This window comes from Mesorhizobium koreense (assembly GCF_031656215.1).
Lineage (GTDB): Bacteria > Pseudomonadota > Alphaproteobacteria > Rhizobiales > Rhizobiaceae > Mesorhizobium_L > Mesorhizobium_L koreense.
In genome coordinates this window covers 675,676-693,144 of sequence record NZ_CP134228.1, presented here as the reverse complement: position 1 = coordinate 693,144, position 17,469 = coordinate 675,676, and the positions used below count along the sequence as shown (strand labels likewise).

Sequence of the window (17,469 nt, the reverse complement as noted above, 5' to 3'; positions counted from 1 at the left end):
ACTGGCGGCGAGGCCGGATCAGGTCGCCTGAACCTTCTGGCGCGCCTGCTCCTCTGCCATGCGCTGCTGGAACATCTGCGCGAAATCGATCGGATCGATCATCAGCGGTGGGAAGCCGCCGTTCCTGGAGCATTCCGCAATGATCTGGCGGGCGAACGGGAAGAGCAGCCGCGGGCACTCGATGAAAAGGATCGGCAGCATGTGCTCCTGCGGAAAACCTTCTATGTGGAAGACGCCGCCATAGACGAGCTCGATATTGAAGAGCACATCCTTGTCCTTCTCGAAGCTTGCCTGCGCGTTGAGCGAAAGCAGGACATCGAACTCCTTTTCCGAGATCGGATTGGCATTGACGTTCACGTTTATGCTGATCGCCGGTGCCTTGTCGCGCCCGCGCAGCGATTGTGGCGCGCCGGGGCTTTCGAAGGAGAGGTCCTTCACATATTGCGTCAGGACCCTGAGCGCGGCCGCTTGGGCGGCTTGGTCGTTGCCGTTTCCAGCTTTCTGCGCGCCGCCATTTCCTTCATTTTTCGCATCGGTATCGGCCATTGTCGAGGCTTCCTTGTCTATGGCCGCCGCCCGGCCGCCTGATTGTGGCGGTTGGCTAGCATGGCGGCTTTTCCATGACAAGTTTTAGCGATGGCGGGCGCTAGTCTTCACCCCGTTTCAGCCAGGGCGAGGACGGGTTGGGACCCGACGAATAGTCCTCGGCGTCGAGGTCGATCGTCTTTCCGTCACGTGAAGCATGGCCGGTCGAGGCTTGATAGCTTGAGCTGCCTACCACGATGCGCCGCCCGATGAGTGACCAGGCGAATTCGCGCACGGCAGGAATGAACAGCAGGAAGCCGATCGCGTCGGTAATGAAACCGGGAATGATAAGCAAGAGCCCGGCCATGGCGATCATGGCGCCATGCACCATCGGCGCCTCCGGGCCTTCGCCGGCGCGGAGCCCCTGGCGCAGGCGCTCCAGCAAGCCGAGACCCTGGGCGCGCAGCAGCATGATGCCCGCCAGGGAAGTCAGGAAAATCAGCCCGAGCGTCGCCAGCACGCCGATGGCGCGCCCGACCGTGATGAAGGTCGCGATCTCGAGCGCGGGAAGCACGATGAATGTCAAAGGCAGGATCCAAATGCGCAAATTGTCTTCCGATTGCGAGCGGCGCCCGTTTGCGCCCGTTTATCGTACATAATGCGCCCTCTGTCGCATTTGAATGATCGTATCAGGCGTTCTATATGAAAATGGGCCGATAAATATGGATGCGTGCACCAGAGAGTGTGGCCAGGGTAGGGGCGTCATTGGCGGAAGACATGGAATTTTTCGATATCGGCACGATACTTTTCCTCGTCGCGGCGGTAGTGATCTTCTACCAGTTGCGAAGCGTGCTTGGCCGCCGCACCGGTAGCGAGCGTCCGCCCTTCGATCCCTATTCGAGCAAGCCGGCCGAGAAGGAAGCGGTTGCGGCGCCCGAAAACGTCGTTTCGCTGCCGCGTCGGCGCTCAGGCGCCGAGGCGGAAACGAATTATGCGGCGATCGATGCGTTTGCGAAGCCCGGGACCGATCTCAACAAGGGCCTGCGCGCCATCCGGGACGCCGACCCGTCCTTCGAGCCGAAAAGCTTCATCGAAGGCGCCAAGATGGCCTATGAGATGATCGTGCTCGCCTATGCCGACGGCGACCGCAAGACACTGAAAAACCTGCTTTCACGCGAGGTCTATGACGGATTCGTCACTGCCATAGCCGACCGGGAGACGCGTTCGGAGAAGGTCCAGTCCTCCTTCGTCGGGATCGACAAGGCCGATATCGTCTCCGCCGAAATGAAAGGCACGGAAGCCTATGTCACGCTGCGCATCGTCAGCGAACTGATTTCCGCAACCCGGGACAAGGCCGGCGAGGTGATCGACGGTGATCCCGAGACGGTCGCCGAGGTCAGGGATGTATGGACCTTTTCGCGGGACACGCGTTCGAGCGATCCGAACTGGAAGCTGGTCGCCACGGCGGAAGACTGATCCTGCCGGCATGACGGCCGGCCCTGCCAAATAGCGTTCCTGGAGCCGATCCGCTGGCCGATGATCCTCTCGCCGCTCTTTTCGCCGGTCGATTATTCAACGCTGCCTGGCTGGGCCGATGAGACGGCGAGCGGCGCATATATCGCATTCCAGCGCTGCGCGCTTCATGCGGAGACGGCTCCAAAACCTTATCGGACAGGATCTCTCGGCATAGAGGCGGAGGCCTTCGGCCGTGCGTTTCGCGAAGCCCGCGCCGCAACTCCGCTCTCGAATCCTCGCGCGTTCTTCGAGCGGCATTTCCAGCCTTGCCTTGTCTCTCCCTCGCCAGCGAGCGCCGGTTTTGTCACCGGCTTTTATGAGCCCGAACTGCCCGCCTCGCGCTTCGAGACGGAGCGCTTCCGCTTTCCGCTCTATGGGCGGCCGGACGATCTCGTCGATCTCGATGAATCGGACCGGCCGGCGAATATGGATCCGTATTTCGCCTTCGGCCGTGAAACGGCCGAGGGGATCGTCGAGTATTTCGACCGCGAGGCGATCGAAAACGGCGCTTTGGCCGGCCATGCGCCGGTGATTGCCTGGCTGGAGGACAAGGTCGACGTGTTCTTCGTCCATGTACAGGGTGCGGCGCGTCTCGACATGGAAGACGGAAATGCCGTCCGCGTGACCTACGCGGCGAAATCCGGCCATTCCTTCACGGGGCCGGGAGGCGTCCTGGCCGGTCTTGGGGAAATCCCCCGCGAAAAGGTCACCATGCAGTCGATCCGCGCCTGGTTCCGCGCCAATCCGCATCGGATAGACGAAATATTGTGGCGGAACCGTTCCTTCATCTTCTTCCGCGAGGCGGCCGTCGAAGATATGGACAGCGGCCCGGTTGCGGCGGCGAAGGTCCAACTCACCGCCGGCCGCTCGATAGCCGTCGACCGGATGCTGCACACGTTCGGGACACCCTTCTATATCGACTCGCCGTCGTTGACGGCATTCGGCGGCACACCCTTCCGCCGCCTGATGATTGCGCAGGACACCGGCTCGGCAATCGTCGGTGCGGCGCGTGGCGACCTTTTCGCGGGGTCCGGTGCAGCCGCGGGCGAGATTGCCGGTGTCGTCCGTCATCCGGCCGATTTCTACGCGCTCGTCCCGCGCGCCCTGCTGGAAGGAGGCGTGTCATGAGCGGACGTGGCGGGAAAGCGCTTTCAGCCGAAGACCGCATCCTGTGGGCGCGTATCACGCACACGACCGTTCCGCTCAAGGGGCGTGGCCGCGCTTCACTTTCCGAGATGGAAGGGTCGGCGATCGACGAAACGTTCGTGTCGGAACAGGATCCGACACCGACGCTTGCGCCTAGGCGTACGGCAGTCGCGGAGGCAGCCCACCCGGTGCCCCGCAGCCTCGATCTTCCGACCAGGAAAAAGCTCGCCAAGGGACGCCTGCCGATCGAGGGGACCGTCGATCTGCATGGCCTCACCCAAAGCGAGGCTCATGCGCTCCTTTTGTCCTTCCTGCATCGCGCCTATGCCGACGGCCGGCGTCATGTTCTCGTCATCACTGGCAAAGGTGAATCCTTCCAAAGCGACGGCGTGTTGAGGCGTGCCGTTCCGGCCTGGTTCGCGACGCCGCCTTTCCGTGCGCTGGTCAGCGGGCAGGAAGCGGCGGGTCGCCGGCATGGCGGCGCCGGCGCGATCTATGTCAGGCTTCGCCGGCGCGGTGGGGGCGGCTCGGGATGACGCCCTTCGGCGAAAAACTCAGGCTCTTGCGCCGCGAACGCGGCATCTCGCAGCGCGACATGGCCGCTTCCATCGGCGTCAGCCCAGCCTATCTTTCCGCGCTGGAGCACGGAAGGCGCGGCGTGCCCAATTGGGGAATGGTGCAGAAGATCATCGGCTTCTTCAACATCATCTGGGACGATGCCGAAGAGCTTCAGCGCCTTGCCGGGCAATCCGATCCGCGCGTCGTCATCGACACTGCCGGGCTTTCGCCGCGCGCGACTGAACTCTCCAACCTGCTCGCCGAGAAAATTTCATCGCTCGGTGAGCCGGAGATCGAAGCGCTGATCCAACGGTTGCGCACCGCGCGAACGAAATGACGGTCAGCGCGGCGCCCGCTTGGCGAGAATGCGCTGCAGCGTCCGCCGATGCATGTTGAGGCGCCGCGCGGTCTCCGAGACGTTGCGGTCGCACATTTCGTAAACACGCTGGATATGCTCCCAGCGCACGCGATCGGCCGACATCGGGTTTTCCGGCGGCGCCGCTTTTTCGCCGCCGCTGCGTGTCAGCGCGGCATAGACGTCGTCCGCGTCGGCCGGCTTCGACAGATAATCGACAGCGCCGAGCTTCACCGCGGTCACGGCCGTGGCGATGTTGCCGTAGCCGGTGAGAATGACCGTCCGCGCATCTGCCCGCCGGTCGCGGATCGCCTGGACCACGTCGAGGCCGTTGCCGTCGCCGAGCCGCATGTCGATGACGGCGAATGCAGGTGCCTTGGCCTTGGCCTTGGCGACTGCCTCCTCGACGCTTTCTGCCGTATCGACCTCGAAGCCGCGACTTTCCATGGCGCGCGCCAGCCGGGTCAGGAAGGGCCTGTCGTCGTCGACGATCAGGAGGGATCGGTCCTCTCCTGCGAAGTCCTTGGCCGCTTCTTGTGCTTCCATCGTAATGTCCATCGTCTCTTTGTCCTTCTTCTTATTATTGCAAAATCGGCTTTTGCGGAAGTTTGCGGGCGTCTTTTGCGCTCAATATGGGGATGGCTCTCCGATTCCGCCCGCCACGAACAGATTTCGAGGCCAGACGATGCCGACTGTGGCGCCCATGCCGGGCTTGGCGCTGTTGGTGAAGCGGATCGTGGCGCCGGACCGTTCGACGAGCGTCTTGGCGATGAACAGCCCGAGCCCGAGCCCCCCGCCTTCCTCCGACGCATGCCTCGTGGTCATGTAAGGCTCGCCTATGCGGTCGAGTATCTCAGGCGGGAAGCCCGGCCCGTCGTCGATGACGTCGATCGAGACGGTCTCCTCGTTCCAGCGCCAGCGCACGGTGACCCGCTCGCGTGCGAAATCGACCGCGTTCTCGACGATGTTGCCGAGCCCGTAGAGCACGCCGGGATTGCGCCGGGCAACCGGCTCCGCGCCGATCCTCTCTCCCGGTTCGAGTTTGATCGCGATGCCGAAATCTCGGTGCGGCGCGGTCACCTCCTCGATCAGCGAGGTGATCGGCAGTCGCGCCATATGCGCTTCGCCCTCCGAGGAGAGGCTGGTCAGCCGTTTCAGGATCTCGCGGCAGCGTTCGCTTTGCGAGCGCAAGAGCGTCACGTCTTCGCTATAGCGCGCGTCCTGCCCAAGCGCACGCTCCATCTCCTTGGCGACCAGCGCGATGGTCGCTAGCGGCGTTCCGAGTTCATGCGCCGCCGCCGCCGCCAGTCCGTCGAGCGCGGAAAGGTGCTGCTCGCGCTGCAGCACCAGTTCGGTCGCCGAGAGGGCCGTCGCCAGGAGACGCGCCTCTTCCGCCACCCGCCAGGCATAGAGGCCGGTGAAGGCGATCGACGAGACGACCGCCATCCACATCCCCGCCACATAGATGAAGGGCATCCGCAGTTCGCTGTCGGGGAACCAGGGGAGCGGATAATGCAGGAAGGCCAGAAGCGTGGCCGCGCCGATGGTAACCACGCCGAGCAGGATCGTCAGCCTGAGCGATAGCGAGGTCGCCGAGATGACCACCGGCACCGCCATCAGCACCGAGAACGGGTTGGTGAGCCCGCCGGTCACGTAGAGCAGGCCGGCGAGTTGCAGCGCGTCGAAGATCAGGATGGCAAAGGCCGAGCCGGGACCAAGGCGCTGGGTCGCCGGATAGCGAAAGGCAAGGAACAGGTTCAGCCAGGCCGCGCACGCGATCAGGGCGAAGCACAGGCTGACGGGCACCGGAAAGCGCAGCACATAGGCGACGACGATCACCGCCGCGCTCTGGCCGACGATCGCCATCCAGCGCAGGCGGATGAGCGTGGTCAGCCTGAGCTGGCTGCTTTGGGCGGCGTCGGGAGCCAAAAGGTCCTGTATCATGGTCCAGCGCTTATGCGACGACTGGAGGCCGGTGCCAAGCGATATCGGAACGTCAGCTGCCGCGCGGCTTGGCGCGCGAGGTCGCCTGCGCCTGAAGCGGGTTTTCGGGCCAGACATGCTTGGGATATCGCCCGCGCATTTCCGCCCTGACGTCGGCCCAGGAACCGCGCCAGAATCCCGGCAGGTCGCGCGTGGTCTGGATCGGCCGATGTGCCGGTGACAGGAGTTCCAACGTCAGCGGGATCGTTCCTTCGGCGATCGCCGGATGCCGGTCGAGGCCGTAGAGTTCCTGCACGCGGATCGAAAGGAGAGGTTGTTCGCCCTCGTAGCGGATCGGGACACGGCTTTCGGAAGGTGCAGGGAAATGCGTCGGCGCGAGCCTGTCCACCTCCCGCTGCAACGGATGCGGCACGAGCGACAAAAGCGCTTCTCCGAGCACTCTCGCGTCCAGGCGGTCGAGCGATGCGTCACCCGGCAGGAAGGGCAACAGCCAATCCTCGAGATTGGCGAGCAGCGCTGCATCCGACATATCCGGCCACGGCGTTCCGAGGCCGCGATGGAGCCAGCCGAGCCGCTCGCGGAGCGTCACGGCCGATCTATCCCAGGGCAGGGTTGCTAGTCCGTGTGAACGAATGGCGTCGATGAGAGCGGCATTGGCCGCGTCACCTGAAGGCGGCGACGCCTGCCGTTCGGCGAGTGTTATCGCGCCAAGCCGCTCGACTTCGCGGGTCCGCAGCGACCGCTTCTGTACGTCGAAAACCGTTTCAGTCCGTCGTTCGATGCGATGGCCGAGCGCCGCGCGAATTTCTTCCTCGGAGACCGCCGCCGCACTGGCGATGCGGCTGTTCCCAGCCGCGCCCTGAAGCTCGGCGACGACGAGATAGGGCTCGCGCGCCAGCGGCTCCGTCTCGTCCATGACGCCGCCGCGTCCATTGGCCAGTACGTAGCGCCCCGGCCCTCCGCGCGCCCGCGCGACACGGTCGGGCCATGCGTGGAGGAGGAGCGCGCCGGCCGAGGCCCGAGCCCCGTCATCGCCGCCGCCCGCCATCTGCGCGATCCGCCGCCCCATCGCCTTTGCGCTTGCGGCACGCGACGAGCGATCGGCCCGGAAACGCGCTAGCCTGGCGTCGAGATCGACGCCGTTGCCGCCAAGCCCACGCTCGGTAAGAAGCACCGCCAATTCCGCCGCTTGCCCGGCATGGCCAAGCTTTGCCGCCTCGGCCACCATATGCGCGAGCCTCGGCGGCAGGGCCAGCCGCCGCATCGCCGCTCCGGCCTCGGTCAGCCGTCCGGCCTCATCGATGGCGTCGAGCTGAAGCAGCAGCGCCCTTGCTTCCGCCAGCGCCGCAGCGGGCGGCGGATCGGGGAAGCGCAGCCCTGTCGGGTCGCTCACGCCGAACGCCGCGCAATCCAGGAGAAGACCGGAAAGGTCGGCCTCCAGCATTTCCGGCGCGGCGAAGGCCGGCAGCGATGCCGTCTGCTCCGCGCGCCAGAGGCGGATGGCGATACCGGGCGCGGTACGCCCGGCGCGTCCGGCGCGCTGGTCGGCGGAGGCGCGCGATACGCGGACGGTCTCCAGCCGCGTCAGCCCGGTCGCCGGTTCGTATTTCGGCAGCCGTGCCAGCCCGCTGTCGATGACGATGCGCACGCCGTCGATGGTTATCGAGGTTTCGGCGATTGCCGTGGCCAGCACCACCTTGCGGCGGCCCGGCTCCGATGGTCGGATCGCCGCATCCTGCGCGCGCCCGTCTAGATTGCCGTAGAGCGGCGCGATATCCGTATCCGCCGGCACATTGCCGGCGAGCCGTTCCGCCGTCCGCTCGATCTCGCGCTGGCCGGGCAGGAAGGCGAGGATGCTGCCCGGCTCCGAGGCGAGCGTCTTTCGCACGGCGGTGGCCACCGCCGCCTCGATCGGCATGTCGCGCGCCTGCTCCTCGTACCGGATGTCGACCGGCCAGGCGCGCCCTTCGCTTTCGATGACGGGCGCGTCGCCGAGGAGCCTTGCCATGCGCTTGCCTTCGAGCGTGGCGGACATGACGACGAGCCGCAGATCCGGCCGCAGCGCCTCTTGTATGTCGAGAGCCAGCGCCAGACCGAAATCGCCGTCGAGCGAACGCTCGTGGAATTCGTCGAACAGGATCGCCGCATAGTCCGGAAGCTCCGGATCGTCGACGATCATCCGTGCCAGGACACCTTCGGTGACGACGACGACGCGCGTCCGCGCCGATACCCGCCGGTCCATGCGCATCAGGTAACCGACCGTTTCGCCGGCTTCCTCGCCAAGCAGGCTCGCCATGCGCCGGGCCGCAGCGCGGGCGGCCAGCCGTCTCGGCTCGAGCAGCAGGATCTTGCGCTCGCCGCGCCACGGCGCGTCGAGCAAAGCGAGCGGCACCAGTGTCGTTTTGCCGGCGCCGGGCGGCGCTATCAACACGGCGTTCGAACCTTGTTCGAGGTCCGCTAGGAGGCGCGGGAGCGCGGCCGAAACAGGCAGGTCGGGGAAGGATGGCATTGTCATTTCGCGAATGATGCCAGAGAGAACCTGCCTAGGCGACCTCCAGGATCGCCACCCCAGATGGTTCGAGGACCAGCCCGCCGAGCAGGGCCTTTCCATTTATACCGAACGCGGCGAGATCGCAGGGCTGGTCGCCGTAATTCACCGCGAAGAGATGCCTGCCATCGCGCCGAATGCGCAGGCCGTCGGGTAGCCATGTCGTGGTAATACCGGCTTCGTTTGCGAGCCTTTCCAGGATACGCCGCATCAGTGTCCCGTCCGGCCAGCCGGCAAGATAGTGGAGCGCTCCGCGCTGCGAGAGCACCGGCCAGCCGTCATGTGCCGCGAGCAGCGTTTCGGTTTCACTGGGCTCGACGAACTCGCGCCAGAATTTCAGCGTTCCGCCGCCTTCGACCGAGACCGGTACGTCCGCGCGTAGCGTTTCCACGCGCGAGACGACCAGACCCGGAAGACTTTCAGGCAGATCCGGCGGCATAGCGCCGGGGATGGAGAAGTCTTGCGTCTTGGAGCCGGCGCGCGGCCCGATGAGCGCGATGCCCTCGTAGTCGGCAAGCGCCTTCCGGAGAACATCGCTCCAGGCGAAAAGGCCCGGCGCCAGCACCAGCCGATAGTCGGAAAGATCGCCGGTCGTTGCCGGCAGGATATCGATGGAAAGGCCAAGCCGGCGCAGCGATCGGTAGAAATCGAAGACCAGCCGGAAATAGTCTAATTCGCGCCCCTGCGGCTGGATTTCCCAGGCCCATGCGGATGGGTAGTCGAAGACGATCGCTGCCTCACTTTTGCCGCCACGCGGCAGGTCGAGTCCCGCGATTTCCTCCGCGACCTTCTTCGCCTCGCGAAAACCTTCGGCCTCGACACTATCCGGCCTCAAAAGCCCCGCATGCATCTGTTCCTGCGCGAAAGGCGCCTGCCGCCAGCGGAAATAGCTGACCGTCTCGGCGCCGTGGGCAAAGGCCTCCCATGTCCAGAGCCGCACCATGCCCTCGCGTGGAGCCGGATTGTGCGGCGCCCAGTTCACCGGCCCCGGCTGCTGCTCCATCACCCACCAGCGCCCGCCGGAGGTGGCGCGGTAAAGGTCGTGGTGGAAGGCCTGGAAGTCGGGATCGCCTGCCCGGACGAAGCGGCGCTTCCACTCGCCGCCTTCATCCGAACGGTCTTCGAGGAAGCCGAGCGGATAGGAATCCCAGCTCGAAACATCAAGCTGCGAACCGACGTCGAAATGGTCGAAGGCGAGCGTCCGCCCCATGAAATTATGGATGATATCGCGTCCCGGTGATCGGGCGCGGATGATGTCGGCCTGCAGCTTGTTGAAGCGCGCCACCTCTTCGGAGGCAAAGCGTCGGAAATCCATGCGATGCGCTGGGTTGAGTTCGGTGACCGCGCCGGCCGGCAGTTCGATCTCATCGAAGGAGCCATATTCCATCGACCAGAAGACGTTGCCCCATGCCCGGTTGAGCGCGTCCGGTGACTGGTATTTCCGCTGCAGCCACTCGCGAAAGGCCCGCCGCACCGTGTCCGAATAGGAAAGCGTGGTGCGGTGGCAATCATATTCGTTGTCGATCTGCCACGCGGCGACGCCGGGATGCCGTCCAAACCTGTCGGCCAGAAGCGTGACGATGCGGGCGCATTCACGCCGGTAGCCTTCATGCGAGAAATCGTAATGCCGGCGGGAACCGAAACCGCGCACGCGCCCGTTCTCGCCGACCGGCAGCATGTCCGGCATCTCGTCCACCAGCCATTTCGGTGGCGTGGCGGTCGGCGTGCCGAGCACGATCTTGAGGCCGGCCTCGTGCAGTGTGTCGATCGCATGCTCCAGCCAGTCGAATTGCAAATCGCCTCGTGCCGGTTCCAGCCGCGACCAGGCGAACTCGCCGATGCGCACAAAGGTGAGCCCGAGCTCCACCATCCGCCGCGCATCCTCGGTCCACAGCTCTTCCGGCCAGTGTTCGGGATAGTAGCAGACGCCGAGGTGACGCCGCGTCATTGACCTGCGCCTCCGAACGCCGCGTCGTAGGCGGCGATAACGGTGTGTGCCTTGGCGCCGATTTCAGCCGCAGTTGCGCCCGGCTTGTAGAGGCTCGATCCTAGCCCAAAAATCCGTATGCCGGCCTTCGCATAGGCATCGAAATCGCGCTCCGAGACACCGCCGACCGCGCCGACCTCCATCCCCTTCGGCAGCACGGCTCGGATGGCATTGATCCCCGAAGGCCCGAGTACGCTTGCGGGAAAGAATTTCAACGCCGAGGCGCCCGCCGAGGCGGCGAGAAGCGCTTCGGTCGCCGTGAAGACGCCGGGCATGGTGACCATACCCTTTTTGGAGGCCGCCCGGACCACATCGGCATCGACATTTGGGCTGACCATCAGCCGCCCGCCGGCATCGGCAAGTCTTTCAACCTCGGCAACAGTGAGGACGGTTCCCGCGCCGATCAGGCATCCGGCCGGAGCGCGTTTCGTGGCGATCTCGATCGAGCGGAACGGCTCCGGCGAATTGAGTGGGATTTCGATCGCCTCGAAGCCGGCCTGGACAAGCGTGTCGACGATGCCCGCTGTTTCCTCCGGGCGGATGCCGCGCAGGATCGCCACCAGGGGACGCTTGAAGGCCGGCCATTTTACACCCGATGTCATCGTTCAGCTCCAGAAGCGGCAGGCGGCGGCGTACAGCCCGCGGCGCACGACCTCTTCGGCATCGAGTGTATCGACGGTCGACCCCGTGGCCTCCAGCGCCTTGGCATAGAGGCTCGACAGCGACCCCGATGCAATCAGGTGGACATGATCCAATCTGCCGAACCGCGCTTTTGCGCCGGTGATCTCGGTGCCGATCAGCGCACCGGAAAGCCGCACCGCGCCCGAACCGACGGCAGAAAAACCAAGAAGCTGCGACGGTCTTATCTCGAAGATTCGATTGGCAATGTCGGCGGGACGGGCCATGCCGGCTTCGACCGCCGAGATGAAATCGGGATCGTCCGGCTTCACCTTCGTGTCGTTGATGGCGTGGGCGAGGATCGATTGCCGGGCAAGCAGGCCGAACAGTTCGCCGGTCATGTAAGTGGCAAATGCTTCCAGCGTGCCGGCCTTGAGCGCGACCCATTTCGAATGCGTGCCCGGCATGCAGAAAAGGCCGTCTTCGATACCCGACGCCCCCGCTCCCAGAAGCTGCGTTTCCTCGCCGCGGATGACGTCGGGATGATCGGGATCGCGCTGCGCGACGCCGGGGAGGATGCGCACGTCGCGCGAAATCCCTTCCACCCGCACCGCGCTCTCGACGACACGGTCGAGCGGGGCAGGCGTGTCGAGATAGCGCGCTTCGACCCAGCCCTGCCGCGAGCCGGCCATGCCGCAGACGATGACGGGAAGGCCGTCCGGCGTGCCGGTTTCGGCCAGATGGCTTTCCATGATTCCGGGGAATCCCTCTCGCTCGCCGATGCCCTGCAGGCCGTCATCCGAGCGGCGCTCGGCGAGCACATTGCCGTCCGCATCGAGCAGCCAGAGTCGGAAGGTGGACGTTCCCCAGTCGATCGCCGCGCAGAAAGGGGAATTCTTCATTCAACAATCACCATGGAAGCGCGTCCGGGTAACGCGATCACACGAGCGACAAGCAAGCCCGGATGCAATTTGCGCTGTCATTAGCTTTCCCTGATCCCTTCGACCAGCCACATCGTATCGGGGAATGGCACAGGTAGTACGATGCCGGACTGCATCAGCGTGCCGCCGATCAGCGACAACCCCTTCTCCACCGCAAGCGGGCTGTCGAACCATCGCGTAGCGCGGCGGGAAATGTCGTCCACGTTGAGCAGGCGCAGCCGGTATTTTGCGTTCCCGTCCAGTCCTGCTAGCCGGAGTGGTCCGGTTGTCTCGGATTGCGGCACGGCCATGGTCGCAGAGAAGACCATGAACCGGTCCTTCGCCTCCGAAACGAACATCTGCGCCAGGATCTCAGGGCGCGGTGGTTGCAGCCGGTACTGGCTGCCGCGATGCATCCAGTCGCGGTTCTCCTTGTAGAGCGCCGTGTAACGCGCAAGCGTCGCTTCCTCATCCTCGGTGAGTTCGCGCAGATCCATCTCGAAGCCCATATGGCCGCTCATCGCGACGGCAGCGCGGAACGCCATCGCAAGCTCCCGCCCCGACGTATGGCAATGACGTGGCCCGACATGGCTGCCGACGATCTCCGGCGGCAGGAACTGCATGGCGGCGTTCTGCATTTTCCAGCGCTCATGCGCATCGTTGGAATCCGATAGCCAGACGCGGTGCGTACGCTTCAATATGCCATAGTCGATGCGTGCGCCGCCCGACGCGCAGCTCTCGATCTCGACTGACGGGTGCGCTTCGCGCAGGCGGTCGATCAGCGCATAGACGGCATGGACCTGGCGGCGAAGCAACGGCTTCCCGTCGTGGTCGACGGCGAGCGTCAGATCGCGGTTCATGTCCCATTTCAGATAGTCGATGCTGTATTCGGAAAGCAGTACATCGAGCCGTTCGAATAAATGATCCGTGACGGCGGGATTGGTAAGGTCGAGCACATGCTGACCGCGTCCGGTGATAGACTCGCGCCCTTCCGGCAGGATGATCCAGTCTGGATGAGCGCGGGCAAGCTCGCTGTCGAGATTGACCATCTCCGGCTCGACCCAGAGGCCGAAACGCATGCCGAGCCTTTCCACATGCTCGATCAGCGGTGCCAGCCCGTCGGGATATTTGCGCCGATCGACATGCCAGTCGCCGAGGCTCGTCGTGTCGTCGTCGCGCCCGTGGTGCTTCGAACCGAACCAGCCGTCGTCGAGCACGAAGCGCTCCGCGCCGATCCGGGCCGCGCGCTCGGCTAGCTCCTTCAGCACGTCCAGCCGGTGATCGAAATAGACTGCCTCCCAGCAATTATAGTGGACGAGGCGCGGCCGCGCCGGTTCCGGGAAGGGGACGATGTGGTTGCGGACATGCCGCTGGAAGGACCGTGCCAGCCCGTTCAGGCCGTCGTGCGAATAGGCGAGGTAGGCCTTTTCCGAGGAAACCGCCTCGCCCTTCGTCAGCATCGCCGGTTCCGCAACGCCCATCTGGCACAAGCGCCGCCCATCGGGCGTCTCCTCGACGGTCAGTCGGTGTGCACCGGAGAAGGCGAAAGTCACGCCGTACGCTTCGCCCCCGTCGAATGTGCAGCCTGGCTGTGGAACGATGATCGCTGGGAAATGATCGTGGCCGGTGCGTCCGCGCCGTGCCTCGCGCATATGCACGCCGCGCTGGAAGGCGACGCGGCGTTCGCCGAATTCCTGCGTCCATCGCCCGGCATATTCGATGAAGCTGGGTGTGGTCTCGGGCAGGGCGAGTACCGGCGCGGCCAGCCATTCGATCCGCACGGGCAAATCGCCTTCCGACGAAAGCGCCGCCTCGGACTCGATCACGTCACTGTCGGGAAAAGGCCTGAACGTGGACGCATAGGTCAGTCCGCAGTCGGCATCGCGAGCGGTGAAGCGAAGCATGTCCGCATTGCTCTCGACGTCCTCCAGCCGGAACTGCGTCAGCATCGCCCGGCTTTCGCCGTCGAATGCCTTTATGCCGGGCTGGCCCTGAAAGCCGCGGCCCTCTTCCGGGCAGATCGACAGTTCCGGCACAATGTCGAGCACCGCGTTTCCGATCGGCCGCAACTGGCTTTGCGCCAGCGCGGTAAGGTCCTCAACGGATGCCAGCGGTGCGCCCCAATAGACGATCGTGGGCAGATGTCTGCGCCAGGATGCGAAGACGAGTGTCTGCGCCGGCGTATCGAGGCGCCAGCATTCCGGCGTTCCGGGATCGGGAAACCGCATTCTCAGCCCTTGGTCGCGCCGAGCGTCAGGCCGGCGATGAAGTGGCGCTGCATCAGGAAGAACATGATGACCGGCGGCATCGCCGCGACGATCGCGCCGGCGGAAACGAGCTGCCAGGAAGAGACCCACTGCCCGTTCAGCGTATATAGGCCGGCGGTGACCGGCTGGGTCGAGGCACCTTGGGTCAGCACCAGCGCCCAGAAATAGTCGTTCCAGACGAAAGTGAAGATCAGTACCGAAAGCGCCGCGATCGCCGGCCGCATCAGGGGCAATACGATGTACCAGAAGATGCGGAATTCGGAGACGCCCTCGACACGAGCCGATTCGAGCAACTCGTAAGGTAGCGCCTTGATGAAATTGCGCATGAAGAGCGTGCAGAACCCGGTCTGGAAGGCGACGTGGAACAGGACCAGCCCGGTCGCCGTGTCGTAGAGGCCGAGCTTCAGCGTGAGGTCCCGCACCGGCACCATCAGGATCTGGAACGGCACGAAATTGCCGGCGACGAAGATGAAGAAGATGAAAAGATTGGCGCGGAAGCGGTAGGTGGAAAGCGCGAAACCGGTAAGGCAGGAAAGCGCCACCGCGCCGATGACCGCGGGGATCGTGATGCGGAAGGAATTGAAGATATAGCGGCCCATCGGCGATTGCTGGAACACGTTGACATAATTCCAGGCCGCAAGCTGGCTCGGCACGCCGAAATAATTGCCGGACGCGAGATCGCTCGCCGGGCGGAAGGAGGTGACGGCGATCCCGATCAGCGGCAACAGCCAGACGATAAGCGCGATCGGCAGCGCGATCTGGTAGGCGGCGCGGGCGGTGGGGGTGGCCTTCTCGATCGGTCGTGGGAACATCGCTCAGCCTTCCCGCTCGGTCTTGACCATGTGCCAGACGAAACCGGTGATGAAGAACATCATGATGATGAACAGCACCACCGCGATCGCGGCGCCGTAGCCCATGCGGTAGCCATATTCGGAAAGCGCCTCCTCGAACATGTAGTAGGAGAGCACCCGGCTCGACCCGTAGGGGCCGCCGTCGGTCATGATCGAGATGAGGTCGAAGGAACGCAGCGCGCCGATGATCGTGACGACCACGGCGATGAAGGTCGCGGGGCGCAGTTGCGGCAGGATGACGTGCCACAACATGCGCCAGCCGCGCGCGCCGTCGAGCCGGCCGGCTTCGATCTGGTCGGGCGAGACATTGTTCAGCCCGGTGAGATAAAGGATCATGCAATAGGCGATCTGCGGCCAGAGCCCCGCCGCGATGATGCCGTAAGTGACGTAGCGTGCGTCGGCAAGAACGGCGATCCTTCCGAGCCCGAGCGCCTCGGTGATCTGCGGGAAAATCCCGATGTTCGGCGCATAGAACCAGGAGAAGATCAGCCCGACCACGACCTGGCTGATGACGAAGGGGAAGAAGAACAGCGACTTGTAGAGCCGGATACCGACGACGTTCTGGTTGAGGAAGATGGCGATGGCGAGCCCAGCCGGTACCGCCAGCATATAGAGCACCAGCCAGATGATGTTGTTCTTCAGGGACACATAGAAGGCCGGGTCGTGGAAGAGTTCCGTATAGTTGGCGAACCCGATCCAGACCTTCTGGCTCAGCCCATCCCAGTCATAGAAGCTGATCCAGATCGATTGGAAGATCGGGATGACAACATAGACCGCGAACATGATGGCGCCGGGAGCCAGGAAAAGGATCGGCGCCAGCTTGCGCTGGTTGCGGTGCCAGTAGCCGCGTTGCGGCGACGCGGCGGCCAGGCTTGCCGTGGCCGAGGAACTCATCTCGCATTCCTCCGCTGTTTGGGACTTCCGGGTAAATGCGCGTGAAGCACTGGTCTGGCCGTAGAAATTCGTAGCGGCCGGCAGGTGCCGGCCGCTACGGTCCGCCTATTTGTAGGCCTGCTTTTCGGCCCGATCGAGCTGCTTCAGGATCTGGTCGATATCGTCGGGCTGGGCCATGAAGTGCTGAAAGCCTTCCATGCCCGCCTTGGCCATGGCCGCCGGTGCGTCGCGGTCATAGAACTGCGCGAGGCCGGCCGCGTTCGACAGAAGATCGAAGCCCTGCTTCAGGAACTTGTCGTCGCTCACTTTCGCCTGGTTGTTGACCGGAAGCTGACCGAGGATCTTGTTCATTTCCGTCTGCGTTTCGGGCTTGGCGAGGAACGCCAGGAATTTCTTCGCTTCGGGAATATTCTTGGCCTTCGCCGGGATATGGACCGTATCGGTCGGCGCATCCTCGGCGTCGGGGATGCTGGGATCGATGGTTGGGAACTTGACGAAGCCGATCTGGTCTTCTTTCAGCCCGGCATTCTTCATCACGTCGACGGCGAAATTGCCCATCAGGTACATTGCCGCCTTGCCCTGTGCGAAGAGCGGCACGGCGTCCTGCCAGTCGAGCGCGGCGGCGTTGTCGATGAAGTAACCGGGCTTCACCAGTTCGGCCCAATGCTCGAACACCTTTTTGACCCTGGGATCGGTGTAGGGCACCTTGCCGGCGGTCAGGTCCATGTGGAACTGGTAGCCGTTCGTCCTGAGATCGAGATAGTCGAACCAGCCGGCCGCCGGCCATAGCGGCTTGGTGCCGATGGCGAAAGGCGTGATGCCGGCTTCCTTCAGCTTCTTGCAGGCCGCGAGCAGCTCGTCCCACGTCTTCGGCGGCTCGATCCCCTTGTCCTTGAAGATGTCGGCGCGGTAATAGATGCCCCACTGGTAGTAGGTGTAGGGCACGCCCCATTGCTTGCCGTCGATCGTCATCGAGGGCAGGGCGGATTTAAGCTGGGCGTCGAGATTGTTTTCCTTCCAGACATCGGAGACGTCGGCGAAGAGCCCGGCATTGACGAAGGGCGCCATGCGGTTGCCGGCGTACCAGTTGGCGAGGTCCGGCGCGTCGGCGGTCAGGAAGTTGCGGATGGCGCTCTTGTAGCCCTCATGGTCGAACTTGTTCCATTTGACCTTGATGTCCGGATTGGCCTTCTGGAACGCGTCGATCAGGTATTCGAATGCCTTTTGCGGCGCCGGGTCCGACGTGTCCGTATTGATGACGAGTTGGCCCGCCAGGGCCTGGGATACCAGAAGCGCCGAGATGGCCGCGCCCGCCAGCATGGATTTCAGCCGAAATTTCAT

Annotated in this window: 16 protein-coding genes; 4 read left to right on the top strand and 12 right to left on the bottom strand. The window is 64.2% G+C overall.

Annotated elements, in window-relative coordinates; genetic code table 11:
- Positions 1 to 18 precede the first annotated feature (18 nt).
- Both secB and RBH77_RS03225 read right to left on the bottom strand, forming a co-directional pair.
- Complete coding sequence (gene secB, locus RBH77_RS03230) at positions 19 to 546, bottom strand: protein-export chaperone SecB (RefSeq protein ID WP_311030717.1); 528 nt, start codon at positions 544 to 546, stop codon at positions 19 to 21.
- Between the two features lie 100 nt (positions 547 to 646).
- Complete coding sequence (locus RBH77_RS03225; RefSeq protein WP_311030716.1) at positions 647 to 1,132, bottom strand: FxsA family protein; 486 nt, start codon at positions 1,130 to 1,132, stop codon at positions 647 to 649.
- Between the two features lie 170 nt (positions 1,133 to 1,302).
- On the opposite strand from RBH77_RS03225, the gene RBH77_RS03220 reads away from it, so the two are divergent.
- From RBH77_RS03220 to RBH77_RS03205, 4 genes are read left to right on the top strand one after another with little or no spacing between them, the layout of a single operon-like run.
- Complete coding sequence (locus RBH77_RS03220; protein WP_311030715.1) at positions 1,303 to 2,001, top strand: Tim44/TimA family putative adaptor protein; 699 nt, start codon at positions 1,303 to 1,305, stop codon at positions 1,999 to 2,001.
- Positions 2,002 to 2,061: 60 nt separating this feature from the next.
- Positions 2,062 to 3,168 carry a murein transglycosylase A gene (mltA, locus tag RBH77_RS03215; RefSeq protein WP_311030714.1) on the top strand — a complete coding sequence of 369 codons (1,107 nt, stop codon included), beginning with the start codon at positions 2,062 to 2,064 and terminating at the stop codon, positions 3,166 to 3,168.
- The gene (locus RBH77_RS03210; RefSeq protein WP_311030713.1) at positions 3,165 to 3,722 is read left to right on the top strand and encodes a Smr/MutS family protein; all 558 of its coding nucleotides are present in this window, start codon (positions 3,165 to 3,167) and stop codon (positions 3,720 to 3,722) included. Before mltA ends, RBH77_RS03210 begins: the two co-directional genes overlap by 4 nt.
- On the top strand, positions 3,719 to 4,081 hold the full coding sequence (locus RBH77_RS03205; RefSeq protein WP_311030712.1) for a helix-turn-helix domain-containing protein: 363 nt from the start codon (positions 3,719 to 3,721) through the stop codon (positions 4,079 to 4,081). The genes RBH77_RS03210 and RBH77_RS03205 overlap by 4 nt, the downstream gene beginning before the upstream one ends.
- A gap of 3 nt (positions 4,082 to 4,084) precedes the next feature.
- On the opposite strand, the gene RBH77_RS03200 is transcribed toward RBH77_RS03205, so the two are convergent.
- From RBH77_RS03200 to RBH77_RS03155, 10 genes are all read right to left on the bottom strand, one after another.
- Positions 4,085 to 4,645 (bottom strand): ActR/PrrA/RegA family redox response regulator transcription factor, encoded by a 561-nt coding sequence (locus RBH77_RS03200; RefSeq protein ID WP_311030711.1) that lies wholly within the window; start codon positions 4,643 to 4,645, stop codon positions 4,085 to 4,087.
- A gap of 81 nt (positions 4,646 to 4,726) precedes the next feature.
- Positions 4,727 to 6,043: an ActS/PrrB/RegB family redox-sensitive histidine kinase gene (locus tag RBH77_RS03195; protein ID WP_311030710.1), complete on the bottom strand. Its 1,317-nt coding sequence runs from the start codon at positions 6,041 to 6,043 to the stop codon at positions 4,727 to 4,729.
- A 52-nt stretch (positions 6,044 to 6,095) separates the two neighbouring features.
- Positions 6,096 to 8,558 (bottom strand): ATP-dependent helicase HrpB, encoded by a 2,463-nt coding sequence (gene hrpB / locus RBH77_RS03190; protein ID WP_371832832.1) that lies wholly within the window; start codon positions 8,556 to 8,558, stop codon positions 6,096 to 6,098.
- A gap of 28 nt (positions 8,559 to 8,586) precedes the next feature.
- Positions 8,587 to 10,539 carry a beta-galactosidase gene (locus RBH77_RS03185; protein ID WP_311030708.1) on the bottom strand — a complete coding sequence of 651 codons (1,953 nt, stop codon included), beginning with the start codon at positions 10,537 to 10,539 and terminating at the stop codon, positions 8,587 to 8,589.
- Complete coding sequence (locus tag RBH77_RS03180; protein WP_311030707.1) at positions 10,536 to 11,180, bottom strand: 2-dehydro-3-deoxy-6-phosphogalactonate aldolase; 645 nt, start codon at positions 11,178 to 11,180, stop codon at positions 10,536 to 10,538. The genes RBH77_RS03185 and RBH77_RS03180 overlap by 4 nt, the downstream gene beginning before the upstream one ends.
- Positions 11,181 to 11,183: 3 nt before the next feature.
- On the bottom strand, positions 11,184 to 12,098 hold the full coding sequence (locus RBH77_RS03175; RefSeq protein ID WP_311030706.1) for a 2-dehydro-3-deoxygalactonokinase: 915 nt from the start codon (positions 12,096 to 12,098) through the stop codon (positions 11,184 to 11,186).
- Between the two features lie 80 nt (positions 12,099 to 12,178).
- Complete coding sequence (locus RBH77_RS03170; protein WP_311030705.1) at positions 12,179 to 14,344, bottom strand: alpha-galactosidase; 2,166 nt, start codon at positions 14,342 to 14,344, stop codon at positions 12,179 to 12,181.
- 2 nt (positions 14,345 to 14,346) lie between these two features.
- The gene (locus tag RBH77_RS03165) at positions 14,347 to 15,195 is read right to left on the bottom strand and encodes a carbohydrate ABC transporter permease (RefSeq protein ID WP_311030704.1); all 849 of its coding nucleotides are present in this window, start codon (positions 15,193 to 15,195) and stop codon (positions 14,347 to 14,349) included.
- Positions 15,196 to 15,198: 3 nt separating this feature from the next.
- Positions 15,199 to 16,128, bottom strand: a complete 930-nt coding sequence (locus RBH77_RS03160) for a carbohydrate ABC transporter permease (protein WP_311030703.1) — start codon at positions 16,126 to 16,128, stop codon at positions 15,199 to 15,201.
- Positions 16,129 to 16,233: 105 nt separating this feature from the next.
- Positions 16,234 to 17,469, bottom strand: a complete 1,236-nt coding sequence (locus RBH77_RS03155; protein WP_311030702.1) for an ABC transporter substrate-binding protein — start codon at positions 17,467 to 17,469, stop codon at positions 16,234 to 16,236.

Coding starts and splice junctions, on each gene's coding strand:
- mltA (WP_311030714.1), top strand. CDS start 2,062: ATGATCCTCTCGCCGCTCTTTTCGCCGGTCGATTATTCAACGCTGCCT.
- secB (WP_311030717.1), bottom strand. CDS start 546: ATGGCCGATACCGATGCGAAAAATGAAGGAAATGGCGGCGCGCAGAAA.
- RBH77_RS03210 (WP_311030713.1), top strand. CDS start 3,165: ATGAGCGGACGTGGCGGGAAAGCGCTTTCAGCCGAAGACCGCATCCTG.
- RBH77_RS03175 (WP_311030706.1), bottom strand. CDS start 12,098: ATGAAGAATTCCCCTTTCTGCGCGGCGATCGACTGGGGAACGTCCACC.
- RBH77_RS03160 (WP_311030703.1), bottom strand. CDS start 16,128: ATGAGTTCCTCGGCCACGGCAAGCCTGGCCGCCGCGTCGCCGCAACGC.
- RBH77_RS03185 (WP_311030708.1), bottom strand. CDS start 10,539: ATGACGCGGCGTCACCTCGGCGTCTGCTACTATCCCGAACACTGGCCG.
- RBH77_RS03170 (WP_311030705.1), bottom strand. CDS start 14,344: ATGCGGTTTCCCGATCCCGGAACGCCGGAATGCTGGCGCCTCGATACG.
- hrpB (WP_371832832.1), bottom strand. CDS start 8,558: ATGACAATGCCATCCTTCCCCGACCTGCCTGTTTCGGCCGCGCTCCCG.
- RBH77_RS03155 (WP_311030702.1), bottom strand. CDS start 17,469: ATGAAATTTCGGCTGAAATCCATGCTGGCGGGCGCGGCCATCTCGGCG.
- RBH77_RS03220 (WP_311030715.1), top strand. CDS start 1,303: ATGGAATTTTTCGATATCGGCACGATACTTTTCCTCGTCGCGGCGGTA.
- RBH77_RS03195 (WP_311030710.1), bottom strand. CDS start 6,043: ATGATACAGGACCTTTTGGCTCCCGACGCCGCCCAAAGCAGCCAGCTC.
- RBH77_RS03205 (WP_311030712.1), top strand. CDS start 3,719: ATGACGCCCTTCGGCGAAAAACTCAGGCTCTTGCGCCGCGAACGCGGC.
- RBH77_RS03200 (WP_311030711.1), bottom strand. CDS start 4,645: ATGGAAGCACAAGAAGCGGCCAAGGACTTCGCAGGAGAGGACCGATCC.
- RBH77_RS03165 (WP_311030704.1), bottom strand. CDS start 15,195: ATGTTCCCACGACCGATCGAGAAGGCCACCCCCACCGCCCGCGCCGCC.
- RBH77_RS03180 (WP_311030707.1), bottom strand. CDS start 11,180: ATGACATCGGGTGTAAAATGGCCGGCCTTCAAGCGTCCCCTGGTGGCG.